14 protein-coding genes are annotated in these 16,851 nt (G+C 63.8%); 2 read left to right on the top strand and 12 right to left on the bottom strand.

From position 1 onward, the window contains the following. Window positions 1-23: 23 nt before the first annotated feature. Entirely contained in the window at window positions 24-1,238 is a 1,215-nt protein-coding gene (serB, locus tag AC1RGE_RS27390) for a phosphoserine phosphatase SerB (protein ID WP_015633931.1), read from the bottom strand. A 133-nt stretch (window positions 1,239-1,371) separates the two neighbouring features. Between serB and AC1RGE_RS27385 the strand changes: the two genes are divergently transcribed. Then, window positions 1,372-2,898, top strand: a complete 1,527-nt coding sequence (locus AC1RGE_RS27385) for an AhpA/YtjB family protein (protein ID WP_015633930.1) — start codon at window positions 1,372-1,374, stop codon at window positions 2,896-2,898. Window positions 2,899-3,125: 227 nt separating this feature from the next. Here AC1RGE_RS27385 and AC1RGE_RS27380 read toward each other — a convergent pair whose 3' ends face one another. The 9 genes from AC1RGE_RS27380 to AC1RGE_RS27340 all read right to left on the bottom strand — a co-directional run bounded on the left by AC1RGE_RS27380 (window position 3,126) and on the right by AC1RGE_RS27340 (window position 12,381). Further along, window positions 3,126-3,836, bottom strand: a complete 711-nt coding sequence (locus AC1RGE_RS27380; RefSeq protein ID WP_026019966.1) for a PqiC family protein — start codon at window positions 3,834-3,836, stop codon at window positions 3,126-3,128. A gap of 179 nt (window positions 3,837-4,015) precedes the next feature. After that, a complete protein-coding gene (parC, locus tag AC1RGE_RS27375) occupies window positions 4,016-6,274 on the bottom strand; it encodes a DNA topoisomerase IV subunit A (RefSeq protein WP_011058921.1) in 2,259 nt (752 codons plus the stop codon). 7 nt (window positions 6,275-6,281) lie between these two features. Next, window positions 6,282-6,803, bottom strand: coding sequence for a retropepsin-like aspartic protease family protein (locus AC1RGE_RS27370; RefSeq protein WP_011058920.1), 522 nt, complete (start codon window positions 6,801-6,803; stop codon window positions 6,282-6,284). Continuing rightward, window positions 6,800-7,783 carry an esterase-like activity of phytase family protein gene (locus tag AC1RGE_RS27365; protein WP_011058919.1) on the bottom strand — a complete coding sequence of 328 codons (984 nt, stop codon included), beginning with the start codon at window positions 7,781-7,783 and terminating at the stop codon, window positions 6,800-6,802. The genes AC1RGE_RS27370 and AC1RGE_RS27365 overlap by 4 nt, the downstream gene beginning before the upstream one ends. Next, window positions 7,783-9,687: a DNA topoisomerase IV subunit B gene (gene parE / locus AC1RGE_RS27360; RefSeq protein WP_011058918.1), complete on the bottom strand. Its 1,905-nt coding sequence runs from the start codon at window positions 9,685-9,687 to the stop codon at window positions 7,783-7,785. The genes AC1RGE_RS27365 and parE overlap by 1 nt, the downstream gene beginning before the upstream one ends. A gap of 42 nt (window positions 9,688-9,729) precedes the next feature. Continuing rightward, the gene (locus tag AC1RGE_RS27355) at window positions 9,730-10,338 is read right to left on the bottom strand and encodes a YqiA/YcfP family alpha/beta fold hydrolase (protein WP_015633927.1); all 609 of its coding nucleotides are present in this window, start codon (window positions 10,336-10,338) and stop codon (window positions 9,730-9,732) included. Between the two features lie 67 nt (window positions 10,339-10,405). Beyond that, window positions 10,406-11,221, bottom strand: a complete 816-nt coding sequence (cpdA, locus tag AC1RGE_RS27350) for a 3',5'-cyclic-AMP phosphodiesterase (protein WP_011058916.1) — start codon at window positions 11,219-11,221, stop codon at window positions 10,406-10,408. Between the two features lie 99 nt (window positions 11,222-11,320). Next, on the bottom strand, window positions 11,321-11,773 hold the full coding sequence (locus AC1RGE_RS27345) for a DUF1249 domain-containing protein (protein WP_011058915.1): 453 nt from the start codon (window positions 11,771-11,773) through the stop codon (window positions 11,321-11,323). Continuing rightward, complete coding sequence (locus AC1RGE_RS27340) at window positions 11,764-12,381, bottom strand: NUDIX domain-containing protein (protein WP_011058914.1); 618 nt, start codon at window positions 12,379-12,381, stop codon at window positions 11,764-11,766. The genes AC1RGE_RS27345 and AC1RGE_RS27340 overlap by 10 nt, the downstream gene beginning before the upstream one ends. A 224-nt stretch (window positions 12,382-12,605) precedes the next feature. Between AC1RGE_RS27340 and AC1RGE_RS27335 the strand changes: the two genes are divergently transcribed. Beyond that, window positions 12,606-13,352 (top strand): RsiV family protein, encoded by a 747-nt coding sequence (locus AC1RGE_RS27335; RefSeq protein ID WP_011058913.1) that lies wholly within the window; start codon window positions 12,606-12,608, stop codon window positions 13,350-13,352. On the opposite strand, the gene cytX is transcribed toward AC1RGE_RS27335, so the two are convergent. Then, complete coding sequence (gene cytX / locus AC1RGE_RS27330; RefSeq protein ID WP_019093041.1) at window positions 13,321-14,613, bottom strand: putative hydroxymethylpyrimidine transporter CytX; 1,293 nt, start codon at window positions 14,611-14,613, stop codon at window positions 13,321-13,323. The two genes, AC1RGE_RS27335 and cytX, sit on opposite strands and share 32 nt — an antisense overlap. A gap of 229 nt (window positions 14,614-14,842) precedes the next feature. Next, the gene (gene thiC, locus AC1RGE_RS27325; protein ID WP_011058911.1) at window positions 14,843-16,732 is read right to left on the bottom strand and encodes a phosphomethylpyrimidine synthase ThiC; all 1,890 of its coding nucleotides are present in this window, start codon (window positions 16,730-16,732) and stop codon (window positions 14,843-14,845) included. Between the last annotated feature and the right edge of the window lie 119 nt (window positions 16,733-16,851).

Raw genomic sequence — 16,851 nt, 5'->3', positions numbered from 1 at the left:
ATGGGCGGGGATTTTCCGGCGGCTCAGAGCTGCCCGTCGCGGTCACGGAACCCCAGCAGGTACAGCACGCCATCCAGGCCCAGGGTCGAGATCGCCTGCTTGGCCGACTGCTTGACCAGCGGCTTGGCGCGGAATGCCACGCCCAGGCCGGCAATGCCGAGCATCGGCAGATCGTTGGCGCCATCGCCGACAGCGATGGTCTGCTCCAGGCGCAGGCCTTCCTTGTGCGCCAGCTCACGCAGCAGATCAGCCTTGCGCTGGGCGTCGACAATCGGCTCCACCGCCACGCCAGTGACCTTGCCGTCCACCACTTCCAGCTCGTTGGCGAACACGTAGTCGATACCCAGCTTGGCTTGCAGCTGCTTGGCAAAGTAGGTGAAGCCGCCGGAGAGGATCGCGGTCTTGTAGCCCAGGCGCTTGAGTTCGGCGAACAGGGTTTCGGCGCCCTCGGTCAGGCGCAGGGAGGCGCCGATGGCGTCCAGCACATTGACGTCCAGGCCCTTGAGCAACGCCAGGCGCTCCTTGAAACTGGCGCGGAAGTCCAGCTCGCCGGCCATCGCCCGCTCGGTGATTTCCGCGACCCGATCGCCGACACCGGCCGCCTTGGCCAGCTCGTCGATGACTTCGGCCTCGATCAGCGTCGAATCCATGTCGAACACCGCCAGGCGCCGGTTACGGCGGAACAGCGAGTCTTCCTGGAAGGCGATATCGACGTTCAGCTCCTGGGCCACGCTGAGGAACTCGGCCCGCAGGGCTTGCGGATCGGCGGCTTCGCCACGTACCGAGAACTCGATGCAGCCCTTGCCCTGGTCGGCAGGCATATCCAGGGGCATGCGCCCGGACAGGCGATCGATATGGTCGATGTTCAGGCCGTACTTGGCGGTGATGGAGCTCACGCGCTGCAACTGTTCGGCGGTAACCTTGCGCGTCAGCAGGGTCACGATATGGCGCTTCTTGCCCTGCCCGGCGACCCACTGCTGGTAATCCTGCTCGGACACCGGCGTGAAGCGCACCTGCTGGTCGAGCTTGTAGGCGGTGAACAGGATGTCCTTGAGCACCGACGAGCTCTGCTCGTTGCTGGGAATTTCAACCAGGATGCCGAACGACAAGGTGTCGTGGATCACCGCCTGACCGATGTCGAGAATGTTCACACCACCCTGGGCCAGAACGCCGGTAATGGCCGCAGTCAGACCGGGACGATCTTCGCCGGTGATGTTTATCAGGACAATTTCGCGCAAGGCGCACCCCCGAGGTGGAAAAAAAGCGCATTCTACCCACTTTCGGTGACCATCGGGCACAGCCAGCGCTTTGCCGGTCTAGGGCCTGTCGCTATACTGCGCGTCAACTTCACGGACAAAAGAGCCGAGCTCAGTGAACCGGCCCACGCCAGTTAAAACCGATAACTTCTTCCTGCTGATCTTCCGTGCACTGCGCCACCGCCGTGTGCCGATTGCATTGCGCATTGCCAGCCATAACGTGATCCTGGTCGCCCTGGCCCTGGTGATCTATGCCGGCGTGATGGGCCTGCAGTTCAAGCAAGCCATGCACGAACAAGCCGACGCCCTGGGTCAGAGCCTGACCACCCAGACCGCCACCTCGGCCACCGAGCTGCTGGTGTCCAACGACATCCTCAGCCTCAACGTCCTGCTCAACAATCTGACCAAGAACCCGCTGGTGGCCCACGCGGCCATCTACAGCGTGGACAACCGCATCCTCGCCGAGGCCGGCCAGCGCCCCAAGAGCAGCCTGCTGGGTGAAACCGAGGGCGTGTACCAGACCAAGATCACCTTCCAGGACGTGACCGCGGGCAACCTGCGAATCAGCCTGGACATGGCGCAATTCCAGCAGCCGATGACCATCAGCCTGCAAAGCATGGGCATCCTCAGCGCCATCCTGCTGGCCCTGGCCCTGGCCTTGAGCCTGCGCCTGGGGCGGCACATCTCGACTCCGCTGCTGCAACTGCGAGTCTGGCTGCGTGACCTGGACGAACACACTCCCGCCACCCAGCGCCAGGACGAAATCGGCGATCTGGCGCGTCAGCTGCATGCCCGCCTGGTGCCGGAAAAACCCGAACCGGCACCGCAGCCCGAGGCTGAAGTGCAAGACGACGAGGACGATGAGCCGGCATTCGAAGTGCGCAACCTGCGGGACCCGAGCTTCGACGAAAGCGCTCCGGTAGCAGGCCTGAAGCCTGCACCCCGGCACCTGGTTCACGCCGAAGAAGATGAACTGGACGAGGAAGACCCCTTCGCCGACCTGCGGGACAGCTCATCGACGCCTGCTGCCAAGCCACAACCGCAACCACAGGTTCCGGCCCAGCCCCAGCACAGTGCGGTACTGGCGGTGCAACTCGGTGCCCAGGAGCAACTGCGACGCCTGCCCCGCGCCCGCCTGATGGAACTGCTGGAACGCTACCGCGATTGCCTCGACCAGGCCGCCTCGCTGTACCAGAGCGAACTGCATACCCTGAACGATGGCAGCACGCTGATGCTGTTCCACAGCGAAGACAGCGGTGACGACTACCTGACCAACGCCATCTGCTGCGGCGAGCTGCTGCGCGCCCTGGGCCATGCCCTGCAGATCGAAGTGGCGGACAGCGGCATCACCCTGCAACTGCAACTGGGCCTGACCCTGGGCGACGAACTGTTCGGCCTGAGCCAGATCGACCTGCTGCTCACCGAAACCGCTCAGGATGCCCTGGCCCTGTCCCAGCACAGCCGCAACCTGCTGCTGGTGGAGCGCAAGGTCAATGACGACCCGCTGCTGCGCCAGCGGGCACGTATCCGCCCGATCGCCAGCCCGGAAGGTGCCTGCTGCGTGGAACGCCTGATGGAGCCCTACCCGTCGATGCTGGAGCGGCAACTGGCACGCATGCATGAAACACGGGCCAAGCTGTAAGGCTGACCCGCAAAAAGAAGCCCGCCCAGTGCGGGCTTTTTCATGAGCTTTGTGTAGCCGCTGGCGCAGCCTGCGACAAGCCCCGCAGGGGCTTCAACGCTGGTGATATCGCTGCGTGCCTGCGGCCCGCTCGCAGCCTTCGGCAGCGGCTACAGGAGATTGCGTTGGCCAGAGCCAGAAACGACAAGGCCCGCTGTTGGGCGGGCCTTGTCTCGCGGCGTGTCAACTCAGAACCTGAACACTTCCATATCCGTGCGGATCGGCGTGGCCATCGGGATCTTCGGTTGCTTTTCCTGCTCGGCAGGCTTGGGCGCAGGAGCCGGGGCCGCCTTGCGTGGCACCTCCGCCACCGCCGGCTGATTGGCCAGAGGCTTGAGGGCACCCGACAACTGTTCCGCCAGACGCTGCAACAGCACGCCCTGGGCCTGGACCTGGGACGCCGTGGTTCCCGCGTGCTGCTCCTGCAGATGAACGATGCGGTTGTCCCGCACCTGGCCACGGCGGTCGATCAGGCGCCATTGCGCATCCAGCACCGCCGGCTGCGACTTGCCTGAATCCAGGCGAGTGATCGACAGCAGCACCTGGACATCCGGAGTGAAGCCGCTGGTGGCCGGAGCCAATACAACCCGCTGGCTGTCGAGATGACCGGCCACCTGGCGCAACAGCAACTGGTCGATGTCCGAAGACAGACTGCCGGCCCAGCGACCATCAGTGGAGGCCTGCAGGCTGCCATCATCCTGACGCTGCAGGAGGGTTTCACGTTGCAGGTAATCGGCGATCAGCACCGGCCCCAGCAATACCGACATGCCGGCACTGGCCGGCTGAGCTGGACTTCCGCTGTCCAGCTGATACAGCGACACCGGCTGGTGTACGCTGCAACCCGCCAGGCCAAGAACGCCGGCGAGCAAGAAAACAAGAGGAAGGCGCAGAGCAGTCATCATCCCATCCAGGTGGCGGCCACAAGGCTAGCCACAGTGTAAATACTCAAAAAAACCTGAATAACGCCCGGCCACGCCAGCGTTTGAAAGCGCATATCATCCGTGAATATGCGCCCTGACTCCAGTGTTGTAGCGTCGATCCTGCGCTTAAATCGCAGATCGAACGCTCTAGCCCGCCCTTAACTGAGAGGCTCTACCAACAACGCATCCACCCGCTGGAAGCCGCGAGGCAGTTTGTTGCCACGGCGCCCGCGCTCGCCTTTGTAGTGCTCCAGATCGTCAGCCTTGAGCGACAAGGTGCGCTTGCCAGCCTGCAGCACCAGGGTCGCGCCGTCCGGCAGCACCGCGATATCGGTGACGTACTCTTCGCGGCTGGCCACGCGCTCACCGGGAATGCCGATGATCTTGTTGCCCTTGCCCTTGCCCAGCTGCGGCAGGTCGCTGATCTTGAACACCAGCAGGCGCCCTTCGGTGGTCACCGAAGCCAGCCAGTTCTGTTCACGATCGGCCACTGGCCGCGGCGCCAGCACCTTGGCATTGTTCGGCAGGCTCAACAGCGCCTTGCCTGCCTTGTTCTTGGCCTGCAGGTCCTCGCCCTTGACCACGAAGCCGTAGCCGGCGTCAGAAGCGATCACATACAAGGCATCGTCATCCGGCAGCAGCACGCATTCGAACGTCGCACCCGGCGGCGGTGTCAGACGGCCGGTCAGCGGCTCGCCCTGACCCCGGGCCGATGGCAGCGTATGGGCCGCCACCGAGTAACTGCGCCCGGTGGAGTCGATGAACACCGCGAACTGGTTGGAACGCCCGGGCGCGGCGGTCTTGTAGCCATCGCCGGCCTTGTAGGACAGACCAGTGGCGTCAATATCATGCCCCTTGGCGCAACGCACCCAGCCTTTTTCCGACAGAACGATAGTCACCGGCTCGGTAGGCATCAGCTCGTTTTCCGACAGCGCCTTGGCCTCGGCCCGGGCGACGATCGGCGAACGGCGGTCATCGCCGTAGGTTTCTGCGTCTTGCAGCAACTCGGTGCGCACCAGCTTCTTCAGTTTGGCTTCGCTGTTGAGCAAGGCTTGCAGCTTGGCCTGCTCCTTGAGCAACTCATCCTGTTCGGCCCGCAGCTTCATCTCTTCCAGACGCGCCAATTGGCGCAGGCGCGTGTCGAGGATGTAGTCGGCCTGGATTTCGCTCAGGGCGAAACGCTCGATCAGCTTGGCCCGTGGATGCTCCTCGGTACGGATGATGTGGATCACTTCATCCAGGTTGAGGTAGGCAATCAGCAAACCGTCCAACAGATGCAGGCGACGCTCGACCTTGTCCAGGCGGAACTGCAGCCGGCGACGCACGGTGGTGACCCGGAACTCCAGCCACTCCACCAGCAGGGCCCGCAGGTTCTTCAACTGCGGCTTGCCGTCCAGGCCAATGATGTTGATGTTGACCCGGTAGGTGGATTCCAACTCGGTGGTGGCGAACAGGTGCTGCATCAACTCATCGGCGTCGACCCGGTTGGAGCGCGGGATGATCACGATGCGGCACGGGTTCTCATGGTCCGACTCGTCACGCAGGTCGGCCACCATCGGCAACTTCTTGGCCTGCATCTGGCCGGCGATCTGTTCCAGCACCTTGGCCCCGGAGACCTGGTGCGGCAGCGCGGTGACGATGATGTCGCCGTCCTCGACCCGGTACACGGCGCGCATGCGCACCGAGCCACGGCCGGTTTCGTAGATCTTCAGCAGGTCGGCACGCGGGGTGATGATCTCAGCTTCGGTGGGGTAGTCCGGGCCCTGGATATGCTCGCAGAGCTGCTCGACCGTGGCCTTGGGCTCATCCAGCAGGCGCACGCAGGCCGAAGCCACTTCCCGCAGGTTGTGCGGGGGCACGTCGGTGGCCATGCCCACGGCGATGCCGGTGGTGCCGTTGAGCAGGATGTTCGGCAGGCGTGCCGGCAGTACCAGAGGCTCCTGCAGCGTGCCGTCGAAGTTCGGCCCCCAGTCCGCAGTGCCCTGGCCCAGTTCGCTGAGCAGCACTTCGGAATAGCGCGACAGGCGCGCCTCGGTGTAACGCATGGCAGCGAAGGACTTGGGATCATCCGGCGCACCCCAGTTGCCCTGGCCGTCCACCAGCGTGTAGCGGTAGCTGAACGGCTGGGCCATCAGCACCATGGCCTCATAACAGGCCGAATCGCCGTGCGGGTGGAACTTGCCGAGCACGTCACCCACGGTACGCGCGGATTTCTTGTGCTTGGAATCGGCATCCAGCCCCAGCTCACTCATGGCGTAGACGATACGCCGCTGTACCGGTTTCAGGCCGTCGCCGATATGCGGCAGAGCACGGTCCATGATCACGTACATGGAGTAGTTGAGGTAGGCATTTTCGGTGAAGTCAGCCAGTGACCGGCGTTCTACGCCATCCAGGCTGAGATCAAGGGAGTCGCTCATGCGGGCCTCATTGGTTCGTAGTCTGGCGCAGCAGCATGCTGCCGCCGCGCTGAGTAAATTCAAGTTTTTTCAAAGCGCTCATGCCCAGCAGAACCTGGTCGCCGTCGAGCCCCGGCGCCACCAGCGCGGCCACGTCCCGCAGCACGATATCCCCCAGCTGCAGGAGTTCGATACGGGTCCGATAACCTTCGCTGCGCCCATTGGCCGTGCTCAGGGTGACCGGCGCACCGCGCTCCAGGCCCAGACGTTCAGCGAGATCCGCAGGTACCGAGACATCGGTGGCCCCGGTGTCGAGCATGAATTGCACCGGCCGCCCGTTGATATGGCCGCTGGCGACGAAATGCCCCTGACGATTGCCCGCCAGTTGCACTTCGATGTAACCCTCATGTTGTTGCGAACTGACGACAGTGTTGGGGTTCTCCTGGTGCGCTTCCCAGTCGGCAAAGAACCGCGTGGCCAGGAACAGCGCCGCCGCCCAGGCCATGATCAGCATCACCCGCCCGGCACTCTTCCCCGGTTGCTGGCTCACGGCTTGGCACTCCAGCCGCCTTCGGGAGCTGCAAAACGCCAGACGATCGGTCGGGCCTCGCCATCGGCGCGAGCACCGTTGTTGTTGTCCAGGCCAATCCAGGCGCCCTTGGCGTCCACCACCAGGGCTTCCGCCAACCCGTAGGGCTGTGGATAACGCCGATGCTCCACCAGTGCTTCGCCAGCATACGACCAGCACTGCTCGACCTTGGCGCTCAGCGCGTCCCGGCGACAGATCTGATAGGCGTTGCGCTCCAGGGTGAACAGCTTGCCGTCAAACAGCGACAGGTCGGCAAAGTCACGGGATACGGCCTTGGCGTTGGGCACCTGCTCAGGCTGCATTAGCGCCCCTGCTTCACTGAGCAGCACGCAACCGCCATCGCAGTCCCAGGTGGTCTGGCCACGCTTGATCAACAGCAGCCCGCGCCGCTCGCGTTCCGCCGCCAGCCAGATCCGATCCCCGGCAGGGTTGACCGCCAGCCCTTCGAACAGGGCATTGAAGTGCAGCAGCATGCCGCTGGCACGGGCTTCGCGCACCATGATCGGGGAAATCTTCAACCATGCCGCCGCGCCTTGCGCCGGAACCTGCAGCACCGCGGCATGGGCTTCGCTGACCACATATTTGTTGCCGGCGGCATCACAGGTGATGCCCTCGAAATCCAGGTCGCCGCCACGCACGAAGGACGCCGCCCAGGTCCGCACCTTCAAGCCCCAGGGCAAGCCGGAATCCGGCACCGCAGGCACCTCGATCCCGACGGTCTCGGCCTGCCAGACAGTGTTCCGGGTATCGAGCCTGTAGATCTGCTCGTCGTCGCGATCGGAGACGGTCCAAAGCTCCTGACCACACAGCGCCAGCCCGGACAGATTGCCGCCGCGCATGCCTTGCACAGGATGCTCGGACAGCAGTTTCAGTTCGGGCGCCGGCGCGGCCACCACCGAGGTTGCCAATAGCGCCAGGGCCAGGGCAAAACCTCTGTGCATCAGGCCAGCACCTCGGCCAGGTTGCCCTTGGACTCCAGCCAGGACTTGCGATCACCGGCGCGCTTCTTGGCCAGCAGCATGTCCATGATTTCCGCGGTGGCCTCGACGTCGTCCAGGGTCAACTGCACCAGGCGCCGGGTGTTCGGGTCCATGGTGGTCTCGCGCAGTTGCGGCGGGTTCATTTCACCCAGCCCCTTGAATCGGGTGACCTGTGGCTTGCCGCGCTTCTTCTCGGCCACCAGGCGGTCGAGAATGCCGTCGCGCTCGGCTTCATCCAGGGCGTAGTAGATCTCCTTGCCCAGGTCGATGCGGTACAGCGGCGGCATGGCCACGTAGACGTGACCGGCATCCACCAGCGGACGGAAATGCTGGACGAACAAGGCACACAGCAAGGTAGCGATGTGCAAGCCGTCGGAGTCGGCGTCGGCGAGGATGCAGATCTTGCCGTAGCGCAGCTGGCTCATGTCCTCGGCGCCCGGATCGACCCCGATGGCCACGGCGATGTTGTGCACTTCCTGGCTGGCCAGGACCTCGCTGCCGTCCACTTCCCAGGTGTTGAGGATCTTGCCGCGCAACGGCAGGATCGCCTGGAATTCCTTGTCCCGCGCCTGCTTGGCCGAACCGCCGGCGGAGTCACCCTCCACCAGGAACAGCTCGGAGCGCATCGGGTCCTGGCCGGCACAGTCCGCCAGCTTTCCTGGCAGCGCCGGGCCCTGGGTAATGCGCTTGCGCTCGACCTTCTTGCTGGCCTTCAAGCGGCGCCCGGCGTTGCTGATGGCCAGCTCCGCCAGTTGCATGCCCAGCTCGGGGTTGGCGTTGAGCCAAAGGCTGAAGGCGTCCTTGACCACCCCGGAAACGAACGCCGCCGCCTCGCGGGATGACAGGCGCTCCTTGGTCTGGCCGGAGAACTGCGCATCCTGCATTTTCATCGACAGGACAAAGGCAATGCGCTCCCAGACGTCTTCCGGGGCCAGCTTCAGGCCGCGGGGCAGCAGGTTGCGGAACTCGCAGAACTCGCGCATGGCATCCAGCAGGCCCTGGCGCAGGCCGTTGACATGGGTGCCGCCCTGGGCCGTGGGGATCAGGTTGACGTAACTTTCCTGGACGCTGTCGCCGCCTTCGGGCAGCCACAACAGGGCCCAGTCCACCGCTTCCTTGTTCCCTGCCAGGCTGCCGCAGAACGGCTCGGCCGGCAGGCGTTCGAATTCACTGACCGCATCCACCAGGTAGGAGCGCAGGCCATCTTCGTAGTGCCACTCGACCTTCTCGCCGCTGGACTTGTCCTCGAAGCTCACCAGCAGCCCCGGGCAGAGTACGGCCTTGGCCTTGAGCACGTGCTTGAGACGGCTGACGGAGAATTTCGGCGAGTCGAAGTATTTTGGGTCCGGAGCGAAGTACACGCTGGTGCCGGTGTTGCGCTTGCCCACGGTGCCGACCACTTCCAGCTCGGTGGCCTTGTAGCCGTCGGCGAAAGTCATCTGGTATTCGTTGCCGTCGCGCTTGACCCGCACCCGCACCTGGTTCGACAAGGCGTTGACCACGGAGATGCCCACCCCGTGCAGACCGCCGGAGAACTGGTAGTTCTTGTTGGAGAACTTGCCGCCGGCGTGGAGCTTGGTGAGGATCAGCTCGATCCCGGACACGCCTTCTTCCGGGTGGATGTCCACGGGCATGCCGCGGCCGTCGTCGGACACTTCCAGGGAATGGTCGGCGTGCAGGATGACCTGTATCGACTTCGCATGGCCGGCCAGGGCTTCGTCGACGCTGTTGTCGATGACTTCCTGGGCCAAATGGTTGGGCCGCGTGGTGTCGGTGTACATGCCCGGGCGTTTGCGCACCGGGTCGAGTCCCGAGAGGACTTCGATGGCGTCTGCGTTATAAGAGCTAGCGCTGGGAGTGGCCATGGGTTCTCGTCGTTAGTCGTTCAATGAATATGGGGCGAAGGCTCACAGTGCAGTGAAGTCGATCGCCTGGTACTGATCGGCAGTGATGCCGGCAAAATTCAACATCGCCGGCAATTGTCCGGCAAAACCTTGGAAACTATGATCGCCGCCGGCCTGTATGCGCAAGGCGCAGGCGCGGTAGTAGCGCTCGGCGCTGCGATAGTCCAGCGTCTCGTCCCCGGTCTGCAACCACACCTGATAACGCTCAGGGTCCTGGGGTGGCGCCACTTCCAGCGCTGCCAGGGCCGCGACATGGTCGTGGGTCAGCTCCCAGGTCTCGTCGGTGTACAGGTTCTTCTGCGTGCCCAGATAACCGTCGAACATCCGGTGCGGGCTGACAGCAGGGTTGATCAGCAGGGCCTTCAGACCATAGCGCTCGGCAAGGTGAGTCGCATAGTAGCCGCCGAGCGAGCTGCCGACCAGCAATGGACGACCGAGTTCGGCAATCGCCTGTTCCAGCTGGCCAATGGCCTGGCGCGGATGGTGATGCAGGGCCGGCACCCGCAGTTGCCCGGCCAGGCCGAGCTGCTCCATGACCTGGCGCAACTGGGAGGCCTTGGTCGATGCCGGAGCACTGTTGAAGCCGTGGATATAGAGGATCGAACCGGACATGCGAGCTCCCTGTGCACCTGGGCAAAAGCCGCAGTTTACAGGGATGGGGCCAGGTTACGCAGCCGCTTCAGTAGCCTTCGCTACCGTAGTCGATGGTGAATTCATAGCCTTCGACCCGCTGCACGCCGGTTTCCAGCCGTCCATCGGGCAGCAGCCGCAACCAACGGTAGCCCGGCACCTGCTCCTCGACCTTGAAGTCGTCGCTCAAGGGCTCGAACTGGATGCAGGTGGAAGGTGAGGCCAATAGCCGCACGTCGCCCCGCAGGCGATCGATCTCCTGGTGAACATGCCCCCAGAGCACGGCGCGCACCTGGGGGAAAGCGTCGATCACGGCAAACAGCGCCTGGGCATTGCGCAGGCCGATGGGCTCCATCCAGGCGCAATCGATGGACACCGGATGGTGATGCAGGCAGACCAGGTGGTGCCGCTCTGGTGCTTCGCTCAGGGAGCGGGTCAGCAGTTGCAACTGCTCATCCTGCAGATAACCCGGTACCGAACCCGGCACCGCCGAATCCAGCAGGGTGATGCGCCAGTTGCCGATGTCCACCACCGGGTCCAGCAAGTCACTGCCGCTGGCGGCCTGCTCCATGACCTGCGGTTCGTCGTGGTTGCCCGGCAGCCAGCGGCCTGGGGCGGCAATCTGCCGGGTCAGTTGGCGAAAGCGTTGATAGGACTCCAGCGTGCCGTCCTGGGACAGGTCGCCGGTGGCCAGCATCAGGTCGATCCGTGGCTGCTGCGCCAGCACCAGGTCGATGACCCGTTGCAGGCTGTCGGCGGTGTTCATGCCCAAGAGCGTGCCGTCCGTCTCGGCAAACAGATGGCTATCGGACAGCTGCACCAGCAACACGGGGTCGGCGGCAGTCAGTGCGGATACGCTTGGCACGGCGTTCTCCCGGAGCAAGATCACAAAGCGTGAAGAAGGGAGCAATTATGCTGGGGGAAGTGAAAAAGAGGAAACCTGGGAAGCGGACCCAGTTCACATCTAGCGCACGGCTTCGAACTCGTGGCCGCAGGCCAGGCAGTGGCTCAGCCACTCGCCGAGGAACACGTTCAGCTGGGCCTTTTCATCAGGCTGGTGCATGAAGGCATTGGGATAGGGATAGATGCTGCGAAAACGCCGGGCATGTTCGGCACTGATGACTTCCGCCATGCGCGCGTCGTGATAGACCTGCACTTCCAGCTGCGGCACAGGCAGCCAGGGCAGGCTGTGCTCCTGGCGCACCTGCAAGGTGGTGGTATACGGGCAGGCCAGTACCACCTCCAGGGCCAGTACGCCGAGCATCTGGTCACCCTGGGTCACGGCGATGCGCCGCGCCACGGGCTGGTTGCGCATGTCGGGCAGCAGGCGCATCAGCCGGGCGTAGTTGGCCTCGCAGGAAGCTTGCAGCCCCGCGAGATCCACCCGATAGCGGTCGCGTACCTTGTTTACGACCATAACCCCCTCACTTCCGCGCGATTGAGCGCCAGCCACTGCAAGGCAATGATGCTGGCGGCATTGCAAATCCGCCCGTCGCGCATGGCCTGCAAGGCATCCTCATAGGCCATCACGCACACCCGAATGTCTTCCGCCTCTTCCTCCAGCCCATGCAGCCCACCGGCGGCGCTGCTGTCGCAACGCCCCAGGTACAGATGGACGAATTCGGTGCTGCCACCGGGCGACGGGAAGTACTGGGTCATCGGCCACAGCGCCGAGATGTCCAGGCCAGCTTCCTCCTGCGCCTCGCGGCGGGCAACCTGTTCCGGCTGCTCGTCCTTGTCGATCAGCCCGGCCACCAGTTCCACCAGCCAGGGCGAAGCCGTCTTGCCCATGGCACCGACGCGGAACTGTTCGATCAGCACCACCTCATCGCGCTGCGGGTCGTACGGCAGTACGCAGACCGCATCGTGACGGACAAAGACTTCACGATTGATTTCACGCCCCATGCCACCGGCGAACAGCTCATGACGCAGTTGCAGGCGATCGAGCCGGTAGAAACCCTGGAAACAGTTTTCGCGCCGGATGATCTCGACGGCACTCGGCGTGGAGTTGGCAAAGTCAGTCATAACAATCCTCGTGTACAGCATGTTCAATCCGAGGATCCCCCTCGACTTCGCGCCATCCTAACGCGCTCGCAGCTGATCATGCAGCCCCTTTACCCTCAGCGGGATAGACGGCGAGGGGCTAAACCTACTCTAATTGCCTCTATTGAGCTTAGTGGCGAACCGACTGCCTCGCAGGCAGTCGAAGCCGGTAACTTTTGCCTCCCCCTGGTTTATGAAGGACGCCCATGTCGCTTGTCAAAATCGCCTCCGTGGCCTGTATCGCCCTGACCCTGGGTGCCTGCCAAAGCCTGTTTCAACCCAGCTACATGACCCCGCTGGAACCCACCCGGGACAAGTCCGAACAACTCAAGCCCGGCTGCAGCGGCGCCGACTGCCCACTGGTCAACCTCGACACCGTGCATTTCCCCGCCGAACCGCAGCTGGATGCCATCATTGAAAAGCGCCTGCTGCAAATGACCCGCACCAGCCCCGATGCTGCGCTGCCGGCCAGCCTTGCGGCCTATCGCGAGCAGTTCCTGCGCAGCGCGCCGGACCGCCACGGCATGTACCTGCAATCCAAGCTACGCGAGCAGCATGACGGCCTGGTGATCATCGAACTGGCCAGTTACCTGGACACCGGCGCCGCCAATGGCACCCCGGGCCGTGGCTTCGTCAACTATTCACGCCAGCAGCACAAGGCCCTGAACCTGGCGGACATGCTCCTGCCCGGCCAGGAAGAGATGTTCTGGAAGGCCGCGCGGGTCGCCCACAACAACTGGCTGATCAGCACTCACCTGGATCGCGAGGCCGAGTTCGTGAAGACCTGGCCCTTCCAGAAGACCCAGAACGTAGCGCTGACCCGCAACGCCGTGACCCTCAAGTACGACGTCACCACCATCGCGCCCTCGGTCCTGGGCCACATCGAACTGCAGATCCCCTACGACCGCCTCAAGGGCGTGCTCAAGCCCGAGCTGTTTCCTGGCGGTAACTGAAAGCCCGGCCCAACAGCCATTGCAGCAGCCCTGCCAGTACCAGTGACGGCAGGGTTGCGCCGATATCCGGGTACAGATTGGCCAGCAGGTGATAGGTGCTCACCCCACCCAGCCAGGCCAGCAGCGCCGGCCAGCGCAAGGCTGACGCCGGGTTCTGCCCCGAGCGCCGACGCAGGATGAAGTGATCCACCAGCACCACGCCAAACAGCGGCGCGAATACCGAACCGATCAGCAACAGGAAGTTCTGGTACTGGGCCAATGGCGCCAGGCAGGCGATCAGGGTGCAGAGCACGCCTATGGCCAGCGCCAGGTGCTCGACCTTGAGGCGCAGCAGGATGCCGCTGGAAACCGCCGCCGAATGGATATCGGCAAAGGCATTCTCCGATTCGTCCAGCAGAATCAGCAGCAACGGAATCCCCAGCCCGGCCCCGGCCAGCGCCAGCAGCAAGGCATTCACTTCACCACTGGGAGCGAAGGCCAGGGTGTAGGCGACGCCCAGGCTCATCAACCAGAAATTGCCGATGAAAAAGCCCAGGGCCGTGCCGCCGAACACGCTCTTGGCGCGCTTGCCGAACCGCGAGTAGTCGGCGATCAGCGGCAACCAGGACAAGGGCATGGCGATGGCGATATCGAAGCCCACGGCGAACGGCATCGAACCGTCCCCGGCCTGGGCCCAGAGCGCCGCCAGGTCGGCTCGGGCGAAGAGGTTCCAGGTCAGCCACAGGCAGGCGGCCAACAACAACCAGATTCCCCATTTGCGCAGGATCTGCCGGACGAAGGTCAAGGGCCCGCTGACCGCCAGCAAGGTGGCCAGGGCACCGAAAAACAGGGTCCAGAGCAACGGGTTGGCCAGCAAGCTGCCTTCGCTGAAGGCCCGGCTGCCCAGGAGGCTCGCGGCATCGCGCATGACGATGATTTCAAACGAGCCCCAGCCCACCAGTTGCAACAGGTTCAACAGCGCCGGCAGGCTGGCACCGCGCCGGCCCAGGCTGAGCTTGAGCGCAGCCATGGACGACAGGCCGGTGTCGCTGCCGATCACCCCCACCGCCGCCAGCAGCAGAACGCCGACCGCGGTGCCGAGCAGGATCGCCAGCAGCGAATGGGCCAGCCCCAGGCCTGGCGCCAGCAAGGCGCCGGTCTGCAGCACCATCAGGCCGATACCGAGGGAAAACCACAGGGAAAACAGATCGCGGGCGCCAAACACGCGCTTGTCGGCCGGTACCGCGAGATCGGGAGAGTAGGTACTGATTGGACTGCTCAAGGTTGATATCTCGAAGGAATAGGGTCTGCAGGAGCCGGATTGCCGGCGAAAGCGCCACCTTGTCGAGAGCGCGGCGCCCGGTTCGCGGGCAAGCCCGCTCCTACAGGAATGTTCACGGGGGCTATCTCGAACGCCCAGCCTCTGCAGGAGCCGGCTTGCCAGCGAAAGCGCCACCTTGTCGAGAGCGCAGCGCCTGGTTCGCGAGCAAGCCCGCTCCTGCAGAGAGGGGTCAGACTTTCTTGTACAGCTGGCTGCCTTCCTGCTTGAAGCGCTCGGCCTGTTCCGCCAGGCCCTTGGCGACATCCACATCCACCGCTTCGATACGCTGGTTGGCTGCGTACTCACGCACTTCCTGGGTGATTTTCATCGAGCAGAACTTCGGCCCGCACATGGAGCAGAAATGCGCGACCTTGGCCGAATCCTTGGGCAGGGTCTCGTCGTGGTACGAACGGGCGGTGTCCGGGTCCAGGCCGAGGTTGAACTGGTCTTCCCAGCGGAACTCGAAACGCGCCTTGGACAAGGCGTTGTCGCGGATCTGCGCGCCCGGGTGACCTTTCGCCAGATCCGCAGCATGCGCGGCGATCTTGTAGGTGATGATCCCGGTCTTCACGTCATCCTTGTTCGGCAGGCCCAGGTGTTCCTTGGGCGTGACGTAGCAGAGCATGGCGCAGCCGAACCAGCCGATCATCGCCGCACCGATACCGGAGGTGATGTGGTCGTAGCCGGGGGCAATGTCGGTAGTCAGCGGGCCCAGGGTGTAGAACGGCGCCTCGTCGCAGCACTCCAGCTGCTTGTCCATGTTCTCCTTGATCAACTGCATCGGCACGTGGCCCGGGCCTTCGATCATGCACTGCACGTCATGCTTCCAGGCGATCTTGGTCAGCTCGCCGAGGGTCTCCAGTTCACCGAACTGGGCTTCGTCGTTGGCGTCGGCAATCGACCCCGGGCGCAGGCCATCTCCCAGGGAGAAGCTGACGTCGTAGGCCTTCATGATTTCGCAGATTTCGTCGAAGTGGGTGTAGAGGAAGTTCTCCTTGTGGTGCGCCAGGCACCACTTGGCCATGATCGAGCCACCCCGAGACACGATGCCGGTGACCCGCTTGGCGGTCAGCGGCACGTAACGCAGCAAGACGCCTGCGTGGATGGTGAAGTAGTCCACGCCCTGCTCGGCCTGCTCGATCAGGGTGTCGCGGAACAGCTCCCAGGTCAGGTCCTCGGCCACGCCGTTGACCTTTTCCAGGGCCTGGTAGATCGGTACGGTACCGATCGGCACCGGCGAGTTGCGGATGATCCACTCGCGGGTTTCATGGATGTGCTTGCCGGTGGACAGGTCCATCACCGTGTCCGACCCCCAGCGGATGCCCCAGGTCAGTTTCGCCACTTCTTCCTCGATCGAGGAACCCAGGGCACTGTTGCCGATGTTGCCGTTGATCTTCACCAGGAAGTTGCGGCCGATGATCATCGGTTCCAGTTCGACGTGGTTGATGTTGGCCGGGATGATGGCGCGGCCACGGGCGATTTCCTCGCGGACGAACTCTGGGGTGATTTCTTTCGGAATGCTGGCGCCGAAGCTGTGGCCGGCGTGTTGCTGCTTCAGCAGGCCGGCGGCACGGGCCTCTTGCAGCTTCATGTTTTCGCGGATGGCGACGTATTCCATCTCGGCGGTGATGATGCCTTTGCGCGCGTAGTGCATCTGGCTGACGTTGGCCCCGGCCTTGGCCCGGCGCGGGTTGTTGACGTGGGCGAAGCGCAGCTTGGTCAGCTCCGGGTCGGCCAGGCGCTGCTGGCCGAAGTTGGAGCTCAGGCCGGCCAGGCGCTCGGTGTCGCCACGGTCTTCGATCCAGGCCGAACGCACATCGCCCAGGCCCTTGCGCACATCGATCACCACGTTCGGATCGGTGTAGGGGCCGGAGGTGTCGTACACGGTCACCGGGGCGTTGATCTCGCCGCCGAAGTCGGTGGGGGTCACGTCCAGGGTGATTTCGCGCATGGGCACGCGGATGTCCGGGCGCGAACCCTGGACATAGACTTTTTGCGAGCGGGTAAAGGGCTGAACCGATTGTTGGTCGACTTGGGCCGACTCACTGAGGTTGCTAGCGTTTTTTAATTTTGTAGTCATCACGGGCTCTCCAGACAGCATCCAGGCAGTGGATTTTTGTCGGAGCGAACCTGTAACGGACGGACGCACCCTGGCTAGGCAACTAGTTGAGTGCAGTGCTTGGTACTCGAGGGGTGTTC

It is taken from the genome of Pseudomonas sp. GW823-FHT02C05, assembly GCF_058797595.1.
The sequence above is the reverse complement of the archived record's forward strand: the minus strand, read 5'-3'. Positions and strand labels throughout refer to the sequence as shown.